This window comes from Microbulbifer maximicatervae (SeqCode) (genome assembly GCF_052466985.1).
Map to the genome: position 1 here is coordinate 2,018,390 of NZ_CP174298.1, position 12,312 is coordinate 2,030,701.

The window sequence follows — 12,312 nt, forward strand, 5'->3', positions numbered from 1 at the left end:
CACCTTGGTACCGTTCGGCAAAGACACTTTAACAGACCAAAGTTTCAGTTCCAGAGACTATCAGGGAATATAGTTGCGGAAAGAAAAAGAGAGATAGGATTTGTGACAGGGCTGCTTATTTAAATCTGCTTTGCGGCAATTAGGCAAGAGAGGGCCCGGACCAACCGGGCCAGAAAAATCAGATACTCACCCGACCCTCTTGGGTCCATTCGCAGCGAACCTGCATATCGCCGCTGCCAGGCTCGTGATAGAGGCCAGCGGACTCCCAGCTGAAAGAGTGAACGCCGGAAAGCTCAGTTTCCAAATGCACAGTTGCTGAAACCCAATACATACTCTTCAGCAACTCTTCAAACTTCTGTATCCACAAATCCCACTCGTATTCTACCGCCCGATAGGAAGCGCCAAAGTGGATTACATCGGTTTGGTACTGGGATTGCTTCACCTTAATGGTGGGAATAGCAAACATATCCCGGCACAGGAATGGCCATTCGTCAGCACTGGGCAGAGCGAGCACAGCATTGCGGTTCACCCTGCGCCGATCGCTGCCGCCAGCGAGGCTATTGCTGTCTTTGATACATCCGTAAACGATGGATTCCTGATCGCCCTGAAGCATTAATTCCATTCCTTACCACAGTGCCACTGGACATCAGGTACCCAGGGCAAAACAGATCTAAGGCATCAACTTTAACGGCGAAGCGACCAGAAAGCCACAAAACAAAACACGAACCTGCAAAGTGCTCAAAAGTTCGGCTATTCAGTTACTAATGGTGCCCGCCTAAAATACCAGGACTAAATCTCAAAGCCCCTTTCGCGCAGCATATCCAGAAGCGCCTCTTCATCCATAACCGTGATACCCAGTTCCTGTGCTTTGGTCAATTTTGAGCCGGCGCCTGGCCCGGCAACCAGAGTGCCGGTCTTGGCGGAAACACTTCCTGCGACTTTCGCACCCAGCCTCTGTAAGTAGTCTTTTGCTTCACTGCGGGACAGGGTTTCCAGTTTGCCGGTGAGCACCCAGGTTTCCCCTGCCAGGGGCTGATCCTGCTCGTCACTCTCTTCCGCTTGCCAATGCACACCCGCCTGCTGCAGTGCCTCCACCTCTTCTTGGGCATGAGGTTGCTGAAAAAACTCAGCAACAAAATGAGCGACCACTGGGCCCACATCTTCAACTTCCTGCAAAGCCTCGACATCTGCCGACATTAGCGGATCCAATTCGCCAAAGTGCCGCGCCAAATTGCGCGCTGTAGCCTCACCCACTTCCCGGATACCCAGGGCATAGAGGAATTTAGGCAGCGTGGTCTCTTTACTGCGCTCCAGCGCATCAAGGAGGTTCTGGGCAGACTTTTGCCCCATTCGCTCAAGTCCCGCCACCTGCTCCAAAGTGAGGTGGTAGAGCCCGGACACCGAGTGTAACAAGTCCTCATCTACCAGCTGCTCTACCAGCTTGTCTCCCAGACCATCAATATCCATCGCTTTGCGCGAAGCGAAATGCTTGATGGCCTGCTTGCGCTGGGCACTACAAATCAGGCCGCCGCTACAGCGGACCACCGCCTCACCGGGCGTGGATTCCACCGGCGAGCCGCATACTGGGCAATGTGTGGGGAATTCAATAGCGTGGCCACCCGGCTTGCGCTTGCTCTCCACTACAGAAACCACCTGCGGGATAACATCTCCGGCACGGCGAATAATGACGGTATCACCCACCTGTACGCCGAGGCGCTCGATCTCATCTCGATTGTGCAGAGTTGCATTGGAAACGGTAACCCCGCCGACAAACACCGGTTGTAGGCGAGCAACCGGGGTGACCGCACCGGTGCGCCCTACCTGGAACTCAACATCCAATAATTCAGTCATTTCCTCCTGAGCGGGAAACTTATAGGCCATGGCCCAACGGGGTGCGCGGGCAACAAAGCCGAGACGGCGCTGCAGGGGAATACTGTTGACCTTAAAAACAATACCGTCGATATCATAAGCGAGGTCCTCGCGCTTCTCGCCGATTTCCCGGTAGTAATCGATGCAGCCCTGAATATCCTTAGCGACGCGCATCTCCCGATTTGTACGGAAGCCCCAATGCCCCAGCAACTGCAAAGTCTCAACGTGCTTTTCCGGCAGCTCGCCGTCCTCTACAAGGCCGGTGCCATAAACACACAATTCCAGCGGTCTCCGCGCTGTTATGCGGGAGTCCAATTGACGCAAACTACCGGCAGCGGCATTTCGAGGATTTACGAAAAGCTTCTCACCCGCCGCAGCCGCTTTGCGATTCAATTCGGCAAAGCCCGCTTTCGGCATATAGATTTCACCGCGCACCTCCAATACACCCGGATACTTTTCAATACCATCTGCTTGACGCAAACGCAGAGGTACAGATCCCACGGTGCGTACATTCTGGGTGATATCCTCACCCGTCGTGCCATCCCCTCGCGTTGCCGCTCGCTCAAGTACGCCGTCGCGATACAAAAGGCTAATAGCGATACCGTCTAACTTGGGTTCACAGGCGTATTCCACCGGCCCTTTACTGTTGAGGCGCTCACACACCCGGCGGTCAAATTCCAGCAACTCTTCATCATTAAAGGCGTTATCCAAAGACAACATCGCCACTTCATGGCGAACCTCCTGAAAAGAGGAGAGCGGCTCTGCGCCGACCCTCTGGGTGGGAGAATCCGGTGTCAGTAGCTGAGGGAATTCACTTTCCAGGTCCTGCAACTCGCGCAGGCGCCGGTCGTACTCAATATCCGGCAACTCGGGATCATCAAGCACATAGTATTGGTGATTCGCACGCTGGAGGATTTCGTGTAATTCCTGGACACGTTCGCGCACTTGAGGGGAAATAGTTTGATGAGTCATCGGCAATTCGAGTGAATAAAAATAATAGTTAGAAAATTATTTCGATTTTACATGCAAATACGGCCCGAGCTTACGGCTAATTTCCAAAATGAAAATCAGCCGGCATCCCGGGCCGCATTAAAAATGGCAACAATTATTTAGAGATTGCGAGCTAGCTTTGCGCCATCGCTAAAGTCCTGCGACGCTGGTACTCCACAACCCGCTGACGATAATGCTCCGCCGTTTGCGCGGTAAATACACTGCGATTCTCATCCTTCAATTCGCCACCGAGCAGCTCAGCAATTTTGTATGAGGTGGAAAGCAGTTGATCGAAAGCTCTAATCGCCTCGCCTTCCACAGGTAGTGTCAGGAACAGGCTAACACCCGGCGTGGCAAATTCTTCCATCTGGGCCAGGTCGAAAACGCCGGGCACAACAATATTGGCGAGACTAAAGATAATGGCCCCATCAGCACCGCCGTGCTCATGGTAGTGAAAAATATTCATTTCACCAAAGCGCATGCCACAGGCAACCATTACCCGAAGTAAGTCATTACCCTCGAAGTAATCCCCTTCTGGCGCCATTACATTAATCACCAGCACCTCACGGGTGGGAGCGCCTTCACCAACACTGCCAGAGCTTGGAGACTGAGAAGATCGCTCGGGTTGAGAATCCTCATGCACAGCTTCATGCTCAGGACTGTGAGCGCTATCCATCGCATTTAGGCTTTCAGCCTCATCTAATGCAGGCTCATAGCGTTGCTCTTCACCGACCGACTCCATCAGGGTGGGGACTTGCTCTTCCAAATCGAGGATACCCTGCTCTTCCGGGCTCCTCTGGGGATTGCTGCCAGCGAGCGGTTTGCGCGAGGAAATAAAGCTCTCCTGTACCTGGCGATTCACATGTAGCGCATCCTCTAGCGGACGGCGCTGAACAACGCGAGCCTGCCCGGGCAATTCGCTGTTTGCGGGCTTGGGCTCTCGCGTCTCCAGGGGTTTGCGGACCGGGGGCTCTTCTTCAGCCTTCTCTGAGACCGGATCAGCTTCATTTTTTACTTCAGATTGCATGGCCCGCGACAGATTGCGGGAGACCTTAACTGCCGCGCGCTGTCGCAAGATCGCCCGGCGTATGCCATCGACCACAACGACCAGCAGAACGACAACCAGGATTGTAACCAGCCAGTTATCCATTTTTTAGCGCCTCTCCCTTTACGCCCTTATGCAGAAGCCAGCTCGGCTGCTTCTTCCACATTCACCGACACCAGTCGGGATACACCCGGCTCGTGCATGGTAACCCCCAGCAACTGATCCGCCATTTCCATTGCGATCTTGTTGTGGGTAATATAGATGAACTGAACGTGTTCTGACATTTCTTTAACCATTCGTGCGTAACGACCAACGTTAGCATCGTCAAGGGGAGCATCCACCTCATCCAACATACAGAAAGGTGCTGGATTCAGACGGAAAATCGAGAATACCAAAGCGATCGCCGTCAGCGCTTTTTCTCCACCCGAGAGCAGATGGATTGTGCTGTTGCGCTTGCCCGGCGGGCGGGCCATGATCGCGATACCAGTATCGAGCAGATCTTCACCGGTAAGTTCCAGATAGGCATTACCACCACCGAAAACTTTCGGGAAGAGTTCCTGCAGGCCCGCATTTACCTGATCAAAAGTTTCCTTGAAGCGGGTTCTCGTTTCCTTGTCGATTTTCTTAATTGCATTTTCCAGGGTCTCCAGCGCTTCCATCAGATCCCCATGCTGGCGATCCAGATAGTTCTTGCGCTCAGACTCCTGCTTGTATTCATCGATAGCGGCGAGGTTAATCGGCCCGAGGCGCGAGATACGCGCGGCTACCAATTCCAAATCTTCCTGTACCTGTTTAATCGTCAGATCGCCAGGTAACTGTTCGAGCAGCTGATCGATGTCGTGCTCGCTCTCGCGCAGCTGCTCTACCAATCCGTTTCGCTGCACTTCCAGAGTCTGCGCAGCGAGACGCTCCTGCTCAAGCTGGGCGCGCACTCCCTGAAGAGCCGCCTCCACTTTGTGGCGCTCCTGTTCCTGCTCACGCAGGCCGGTCTCAACCTCTTCCAGCTTTTTGCGCGCATCGGCGAGTTCCGTTTCCACCTCAATACGCTCGCCGAGCTTTTCTTCCAACTCAGCCTGAAAATCCTGGGAGGGGTCCTGGGTCTCCTCCATTTGCTCCTGCAATTGCTGACGACGACTGCGCAACCTTTCCAACTGCTCGCTCATCACCTGCAAGGTGCGTTCGAGAGACACCATCTGGGTGCGCACTGACTGCTCGCGCATAGCCAGTTCATGGGCGCGATCCTTGTCCTCCCGCGCGCGCTGGCGCACGGCATCCAAAGCTTCGCGCAATTCCTCCCGGCGTGCCATTAGCGTTTCGCGACGATCGGTATCATCGCTCATCGCCTCGACAGCTTCCTGCAGCATTAGACGAGCTTCCGACAGGGACTCCCCTTCCAGCTCCTGCTGCTCACGCACCTCATCGATTTCCTGCTCAATTCGGATACGGCGCTCATTCATCTGCTCCGCACGCGCCCGTCGGGCGGACAACTGGCTGCGCAGCTCTGCCTCGCGACGCCCGAGCTGGTCGGACTCATTGCGAGCTTGTTCGATGGAGCGCTCGAGATCGACCGTTTGCGTGCGCAGGGACTCACGTCGCTCGGCAATACTCTCTATCTGCTCCTCACACAGGGCCAGCTCCTGCCCCAGGGTTTCAAGATCCTGCTTGCGCGCCAGGACCCCGGCCTCTGCATCACTGGCGCGATTCACTCGCAACCAGTTAGGACCGAGCCAGAGCCCATCGCGAGTCACAATAGACTCATGAGCTTGCAAACTCGCTCGCCTGGACAGTGCCTCAGTCAAATCCTCTGCAGTATAAATTCCCGCCAAGATGCCGGAGAGAGAGGCTGGCCCCTGAACCATATCCTGCAGCGAAGGAAGTGCTCCTTTCGCACTGCTATTTACAGCACTGTTATCGATTAGAACCGCTTGACCGCTTTCCAGTGCCGCCAATCCTTCAGCCACGGATTCGAGCTGCTCAACACATACCGCCTGCAATTGGGGGCCGAGGATAGTTTCAACTGCGGTTTCCCAGCCGGGCTGGGCTTTAATCTGGTCGGCGAGCCGGGGCTTGTCAGCCAGGGCTTGCTGCTGCAGCCAACTCTCAACTGCCTTGCCTTGCCCTAAAGCAGCTTGCTGCAAGGCTTCCAGAGACGCCTGACGGCCTCGCCCGGTTTGCAGCTGTAAACGTAACTGATCGAGTTCGGTGGCCAACTCCCGCTCCTGCACGCGGAGACTGTCCAGAGACTCGCGACGCTCTGCCGCTTCCTCGCGGCGCTCTTCAGCCTGCATTTCCAGCTCGGCCATCTGCTCGTTCAGCTGCAGTGTCTCTTCATCGTCGTCAGAGACCTGGAGGCCGGACTGCTCCGCCAATAGCTTATTGATCCGCTCCAGCAGCCGCTGGCCAGAAGTTTCCAAGTGCTGGATGCGGGATTGTTGCACTTCAGCTTTCTGACGGGAGCCAGAGGCACCCTGGTTAAACTGGTCCCACTCGTTCTGCCAATTGCGCATCTGCTCTTCAGATTCGAGCAGCGCCGCAGCAGATTCCTCTTCTGCTGCCAAGACCATCTCCAGGTCCGGCAGAATAATCTCAAGTTCCTCCTCAAACTGGGCCGCTTTTTCGCGATCCACTTCGAGGTTGGTCTCCGCCTCGCGATATTCTTGTTCGGTTTGCGCCAAATCGGAATGCAGGCGAGTAGAGCGCTCACGAGCGTGGGCAATGCTCTGCTCCAAGCGGGCGATATCTCCACCGACGGCGTAGAAGCGCCCCTGGACTTCATTAAAGCTGTCAGATAGCTCGTGGTACCCCACGCGCTTTTGCTCAATGCCTGTGTCACAGGTGACCTGGCGGGTAACCAGCTCTTCAACGGTGAGTTCAAGCTCACCTATTTGTTGCTGCTTGGCCTTGGATTGGTCATCCAGTTCGCGGTATTTGAGTGCCTGTAAGTTAGCCTTGTGGCTGCGCTCTTCCTCTTTAAATCGGCTGTATTTTTCCGCTGCTGCGGACTGTCGCTCCAGTCGGGACAACTGGCGATCCAGCTCATCGCGGATATCCGTGAGGCGCTCAAGGTTTTCCGAAGTCCGTCTCATCCGGTTTTCGGTATCCCGGCGGCGCTCCTTGTATTTGGAGATACCGGCGGCCTCTTCGATATAGACGCGCAGCTCTTCGGGCTTGGCTTCGATCAACTTGGAGATCATGCCCTGCTCAATAATGGCGTAGCTGCGCGGGCCCAGACCGGTACCTAAGAAGAGATCGGTTACATCGCGGCGGCGGCACTTCTCGCCATTCAAGTAATAGGTGTTCTGTGCTTCCCGGGTTACCTTGCGCTTGACGGAAATCTCCGAGAAAGAGGCATAGGCACCAGAAAGCTTGCCCTCAGAGTTATCAAATACCAACTCAATCGAGGCCTGCCCCACGGGCTTGCGGCCACTGGAGCCGTTGAAGATAACGTCCGTCATCGAATCGCCGCGCAGGTTCTTTGCGGAGGATTCCCCCATTACCCAGCGCACCGCATCGATGGTGTTGGATTTACCACAGCCATTGGGACCCACCACCGAGTTGAGGTTTGTCGGAAAATAGACAGTGGTAGGGTCAACAAAAGATTTGAAGCCCGCTAGCTTGATGCACTTCAGACGCATGTATTTATAAACTCGATATTTTTCTCTGCCGGGCGGGACACCAAACCTTCAATCTTACTTGGTGTCGCCAGAGCATTCAGCGCTATTCTTCACAGTAATGTTCAGTCGGGATTATCAATCCGACCAAGCAGCGGTCAAGTCAAACATGACGATCGCTACCAAATGCCAACTTGCCCCAATAGAACTCATCAATATCGGGGCAATGTGAGCTTGAGGCCAATTAGACGCAAGAATGCCATCCGGCCGCAAATAAAAATGAGGCCACAGCTTACACTGTGACCTCATTTTCGACAGTCACAGCCAGTTACAGCTGACTATCGATGGCTATTGACTGAGTTTCACTCCAGCGGGATTTAGGTAATTCACTAATCACTCCTTGCCAATCCCCTGGAGCTGGACGCGCATCCCCCTTAATGGCCAGTCGCGCCACCAACTGTACAGAGTCGACAGTGGCGATGGAGCTTCCAGGCATCATTGCTCGGGACTCATCCAGCACAACCTCTGCCGGTAACTGCCCAGCCGTGAGGCGCACAATAGCCAGAGGCATCGGGCTCGCAGCACTGCGTGCATAGATAAATACCGGGGTAGATTCTGGAGCTTCAACTCCCTCCCCCAAACTGACCTGAACTCGAATCTGCGGGCCTTTCTCTTTCGTTTCTACCTTTGCCTGCACCGCTACAGCCTCACCGCTGTCTGCCAAAGCGCTCTCGGCCCTGGCAACGCCAGCCTGAAGCGCCTCTGCTGCTGCAGATCCTGGGGGAAGCTGGCTAAGTGCTAGCTGCCAATGCTGGCGAGCCTTGCGGTAGTCCCCATCTTCAAAAGCGGCAATACCCGCCAGGCCCAGCACAGTGCCATTGGATGGCTGCACCTGTAACACCTGCTCAATCAAGGAGCGGATTTCATCGGTAATCTTGGAACCGCCTTCAAAAAACAGCGCTTGCGCCAGCTCAGCTTTAACATTGGCCGCCTGGGGCTCGCGAGCCACAACATAGCGATAGGAATCTACCGCCCCAGCCAAATCGCCACTCACCAGTAGCCGCTGCGCCAATATATAGCGACTGCTAAGATCATCTGGATGAGTTTTAGCCCGCTCCTGCAACTGACGGGTGATTTTTGCCTCTTCCTCCGAAGAGGTGTGCCCACCTTGGCTCGCCACCATATCGCGATACAAAGCTACTTCGGACGGTCGGTCGGAAAACCCGTAGGCAGCTGCTGCAATTGCAGGCACCAAAACCGCCAGCCCGATTAGCAATCGGCCGCCACCCTGCCTGGCTTCACCAGATTGACTTTCCTGCTGAGCCGCCAGCAGTTCCCGCGCGAGATCTGCCTCCAGCTGGGCAAACTGCTTTTCATCCATCGCACCGCTCTGCACCGCAGCGCGAAGTTCTTTACTGCGCTCCCGGTAGAGCGCTGCCATAGCCTCTCGCTTGCTACTACCGCTGCGACGTCTGCCTGCAGCTCTCAAAGCAGGAATCAGAAATACAAAAGCTACCAACAGTAGCAGTAGGGCTACACCAAACCAGATATCAATCATTTACCTTCCTTCCCGCTATCACCTTCATCTACAGCTCCTTCTCCCAACAACTGCTTTAATCGACGCCGCTCATCATCAGTGAGTTCCCCACTGCCGTCATCTTGGCGAGCCCCGGTACCACTTTTTGAGCGCATCACGATCACAATCAAGGCCAGAAGCCCGAAAACGGCAAAGACTCCCGGAGCCAACCACAGGATCAAAGTATTTTTCTGAACAGGTGGGCGGTAGAGCACAAAATCCCCATAGCGGGCCACCATGTAGTCAACGATTTCCTGGTCCGTAAATCCCTCCTCCAGCAAACGGCGAATTTCACGGCGCAAGTCCGAGGAAATAGACGCATCGGAGTCTGCCAGGTTCTGGTTTTGACATTTGGGGCAGCGCATCTCTTCAATAAGCACGCGATACCTTGCATCCAGCTCGGGAGAGGACAATTTTTGTGTCTCAACTACCGCATGTGCAGCGATGGACAGGCAAAAAATACCGAATACCAGTACAAGTTGGGCCAGCCAGGTCTTCTGTGTCACAGCTTTTCTCACGCTCTAACTAACGGGAATTGGGGCGATTATAACAGTGTCACCCCCCGGCGGACACGCCCACGAATTCACACAAAAGCGCGTTAACTCATTGAAAGACAAAAAAAAATTCAAAAAAGGCGTTGACGCCACGAAGAATATCATTAAGATACGCAGCTCCTGACACGGGGTGGTTAGCTCAGTTGGGAGAGCGACGGCCTTACAAGCCGTAGGTCACAGGTTCGACCCCTGTACCACCCACCACTTCTCTTACTCTTGCCCGGCAAGAGCAACCAAGAGAAGCAGGAATGCGGACCGGTAGTTCAGTTGGTTAGAATGCCGGCCTGTCACGCCGGAGGTCGCGGGTTCGAGTCCCGTCCGGTCCGCCATATACAAAAAAGCCCTGCTCGCAAGAGCGGGGCTTTTTTGTTTGTGCCTCATATCTTTTCATTTTTCTCATATTTTATTTTCAGTTGCTTACGCTGGAAATTTGAAAGAGCCACAAAAAAATAACCAAATCTCAGCGTAAAAAAATAGTGCGAGCCCCGTGCTGGCAAAATTTTTCTGCAACAATTTTCTCTAGCCTGAATTTTTATTTTCTGAATTTCTACGCAGCTGATTTTGATCGATAAAAACAGCTTAAAGAACCCTCAAAAAATCCTCTAATTAATTAATTTTTAAACAATTTTTGGATGTTTTTTATTCTTAAAAAAATTTTTAAAAATCTCCCAACAAAATTGTTGACCGCAAAAAAAATATCATTAAGATACGCAGCTCCTGACACGGGGTGGTTAGCTCAGTTGGGAGAGCGACGGCCTTACAAGCCGTAGGTCACAGGTTCGACCCCTGTACCACCCACCACTTCTCTTACTCTTGCCCGGCAAGAGCAACCAAAGAGAAGCAGGAATGCGGACCGGTAGTTCAGTTGGTTAGAATGCCGGCCTGTCACGCCGGAGGTCGCGGGTTCGAGTCCCGTCCGGTCCGCCATATACAAAAAAGCCCTGCTCGCAAGAGCGGGGCTTTTTTGTATATGAAAAATTCAAAACCACTTTTCAATACACAACCACCTCCCCACTCCCCACCACAAACTGTGCAGACCGACTAACAAAACTAATAGAAAACCGGGGCAATGAAAGTAGCACCCTGTTTTATTACCAAATATTGCCAATAGACGAGCAGCAATTTCTTCAAATACACACCCACTTCTCACACTTAAAGCCAGACGCAAACTTTTTTAGAAAAACTTCCCTAAGTTGTTGACCTAAGTAAAAAAATCATTATGATACGCAGCTCCTGACACGGGGTGGTTAGCTCAGTTGGGAGAGCGACGGCCTTACAAGCCGTAGGTCACAGGTTCGACCCCTGTACCACCCACCACTTCTCTTACTCTTGCCCGGCAAGAGCAACCAAGAGAAGCAGGAATGCGGACCGGTAGTTCAGTTGGTTAGAATGCCGGCCTGTCACGCCGGAGGTCGCGGGTTCGAGTCCCGTCCGGTCCGCCATATACAAAAAAGCCCTGCTCGCAAGAGCGGGGCTTTTTTGTATGCGCTAATTAGAAAAGAGTTTGGTTTTTTAAACTTCAGCTGAAGCCGCCTGGCTCTCCTCCCATTCCCCATCCACTGCTTCTTCGCCGCCATGCAATAGATGCATCAATCGCTCCAGCTCCGGCATTTCGTTAAAGCACTCCGCCTCACCAGAAATTTCATCCCAGGATGCTTTGGATTCAGTGCAAAGATGGGCCACGACCTTCCCATCGATATCCCCCTCCAGCAATCCAGCAGGCACCCAGAAGTGCGTTGTATTACTCATTAAGTGAGGAACTGTACTTCCGCATCCACCGCAAAAGTCAGATCGATAGCCCGTAGGAGTCCGGAATGAAGAGATTCTGTCTAAGCCCCGCACCCAGCGAAACTGATCCCGGCTAATAAACATGGCAGTATCCGAGGCGGAACCACTCAATTTGCGGCAGAGCGAGCAATGGCATTGGTAAAGGTTTGGAATTGGCTCTTCCAGCTGGAACTCAACCCCACCGCATAGGCACTTACCATTCATCCCTTTCTCCTTCCGCAAAACTGTTATTCGAAGTCGTCCATGAAATCGCAATAGGTTAGCAACAATATCTCAGTCCTACCCAAGACTCCTATAGACACACAGTGAAGTAAATGCCATTTGGCGCCTCATTCAACGAATATCATTAAATATCCAAGGATCTGGGGTTTAGCTTCGCCGTGAGGATATGATCCTCCCAACATCCATTGATCTTCAGGTATTTTGCCGCCCTACCCTCGACAACGAAGCCCAACGCCTCCAGTAGGGCTGCCGACCTATCGTTACCAGGCATGTAGTTGGCCATCACTCTATTCAAATTTAAGGTGTCAAAAGCATAATCAACGACATGACGACACAAGCTCCCCATTAAGCCCCGCCCCTCGTGGGACTGGTCAACTGCATATCCCATATTACAGGCCTGAAATGGGCCTCGGATGATATTCGTCAAGGAGCAAACGCCCAGTAACTGATCACACCCGGACTCTAATGCAGCAAACTTTAAAATTCCTCCAGAGCTGATGCGTCGAATCCAGGACCCGGAACTGTGAAAACCAGGCTCACGTATGGGCTCCCAGCGCTTCAGGTGCTCTTCATTAGATAGATAAAATGCAGATATGGCGGGCGCATCTGTCACTCCGAGCAAACGTATTTCCACCAGTCGATTACCTCACCATTCAC

At 53.3% G+C, this 12,312-nt stretch carries 8 protein-coding genes and 6 tRNA genes; 6 read left to right on the forward strand and 8 right to left on the reverse strand.

Annotated elements, in window-relative coordinates:
* Positions 1–178 precede the first annotated feature (178 nt).
* The 6 genes from ACJJI3_RS08720 to ACJJI3_RS08745 form a co-directional block, all read right to left on the reverse strand.
* Entirely contained in the window at positions 179–613 is a 435-nt protein-coding gene (locus ACJJI3_RS08720; RefSeq protein ID WP_282933471.1) for a hypothetical protein, read from the reverse strand.
* 176 nt (positions 614–789) lie between these two features.
* On the reverse strand, positions 790–2,841 hold the full coding sequence (gene ligA / locus ACJJI3_RS08725) for an NAD-dependent DNA ligase LigA (RefSeq protein ID WP_444942173.1): 2,052 nt from the start codon (positions 2,839–2,841) through the stop codon (positions 790–792).
* Positions 2,842–2,992: 151 nt separating this feature from the next.
* Positions 2,993–4,009 carry a cell division protein ZipA gene (gene zipA / locus ACJJI3_RS08730; RefSeq protein WP_444942174.1) on the reverse strand — a complete coding sequence of 339 codons (1,017 nt, stop codon included), beginning with the start codon at positions 4,007–4,009 and terminating at the stop codon, positions 2,993–2,995.
* 26 nt (positions 4,010–4,035) lie between these two features.
* Complete coding sequence (gene smc / locus ACJJI3_RS08735) at positions 4,036–7,539, reverse strand: chromosome segregation protein SMC (RefSeq protein ID WP_444942175.1); 3,504 nt, start codon at positions 7,537–7,539, stop codon at positions 4,036–4,038.
* A gap of 304 nt (positions 7,540–7,843) precedes the next feature.
* Complete coding sequence (ccmI, locus tag ACJJI3_RS08740) at positions 7,844–9,073, reverse strand: c-type cytochrome biogenesis protein CcmI (protein ID WP_282933475.1); 1,230 nt, start codon at positions 9,071–9,073, stop codon at positions 7,844–7,846.
* Entirely contained in the window at positions 9,070–9,597 is a 528-nt protein-coding gene (locus tag ACJJI3_RS08745; RefSeq protein WP_282933476.1) for a cytochrome c-type biogenesis protein, read from the reverse strand. The genes ccmI and ACJJI3_RS08745 overlap by 4 nt, the downstream gene beginning before the upstream one ends.
* A 176-nt stretch (positions 9,598–9,773) precedes the next feature.
* Between ACJJI3_RS08745 and ACJJI3_RS08750 the strand changes: the two genes are divergently transcribed.
* The 6 genes from ACJJI3_RS08750 (at position 9,774) to ACJJI3_RS08775 (ending at position 11,087) form a co-directional block, all read left to right on the forward strand.
* Positions 9,774–9,849, forward strand: a tRNA-Val gene (locus tag ACJJI3_RS08750).
* A gap of 48 nt (positions 9,850–9,897) precedes the next feature.
* Positions 9,898–9,974 (forward strand) — tRNA-Asp (locus tag ACJJI3_RS08755).
* A gap of 396 nt (positions 9,975–10,370) precedes the next feature.
* Positions 10,371–10,446: transfer RNA gene (locus tag ACJJI3_RS08760), tRNA-Val, on the forward strand.
* A 49-nt stretch (positions 10,447–10,495) separates the two neighbouring features.
* A tRNA-Asp gene (locus ACJJI3_RS08765) sits at positions 10,496–10,572 on the forward strand.
* A gap of 314 nt (positions 10,573–10,886) precedes the next feature.
* Positions 10,887–10,962: transfer RNA gene (locus tag ACJJI3_RS08770), tRNA-Val, on the forward strand.
* 48 nt (positions 10,963–11,010) lie between these two features.
* Positions 11,011–11,087: transfer RNA gene (locus tag ACJJI3_RS08775), tRNA-Asp, on the forward strand.
* 70 nt (positions 11,088–11,157) lie between these two features.
* Here the strand turns inward: ACJJI3_RS08775 and ACJJI3_RS08780 are convergent.
* Positions 11,158–11,637, reverse strand: a complete 480-nt coding sequence (locus ACJJI3_RS08780; RefSeq protein WP_282933477.1) for a GFA family protein — start codon at positions 11,635–11,637, stop codon at positions 11,158–11,160.
* Between the two features lie 142 nt (positions 11,638–11,779).
* Complete coding sequence (locus ACJJI3_RS08785; RefSeq protein ID WP_444894356.1) at positions 11,780–12,289, reverse strand: GNAT family N-acetyltransferase; 510 nt, start codon at positions 12,287–12,289, stop codon at positions 11,780–11,782.
* Positions 12,290–12,312: the final 23 nt, after the last annotated feature.

Bases quoted from the DNA above. Each gene is read 5' to 3' on its own strand.
- ACJJI3_RS08720 (WP_282933471.1), bottom strand. From the start codon at position 613: ATGCTTCAGGGCGATCAGGAATCCATCGTTTACGGATGTATCAAAGAC.
- ligA (WP_444942173.1), bottom strand. From the start codon at position 2,841: ATGACTCATCAAACTATTTCCCCTCAAGTGCGCGAACGTGTCCAGGAA.
- zipA (WP_444942174.1), bottom strand. From the start codon at position 4,009: ATGGATAACTGGCTGGTTACAATCCTGGTTGTCGTTCTGCTGGTCGTT.
- smc (WP_444942175.1), bottom strand. From the start codon at position 7,539: ATGCGTCTGAAGTGCATCAAGCTAGCGGGCTTCAAATCTTTTGTTGAC.
- ccmI (WP_282933475.1), bottom strand. From the start codon at position 9,073: ATGATTGATATCTGGTTTGGTGTAGCCCTACTGCTACTGTTGGTAGCT.
- ACJJI3_RS08780 (WP_282933477.1), bottom strand. From the start codon at position 11,637: ATGAATGGTAAGTGCCTATGCGGTGGGGTTGAGTTCCAGCTGGAAGAG.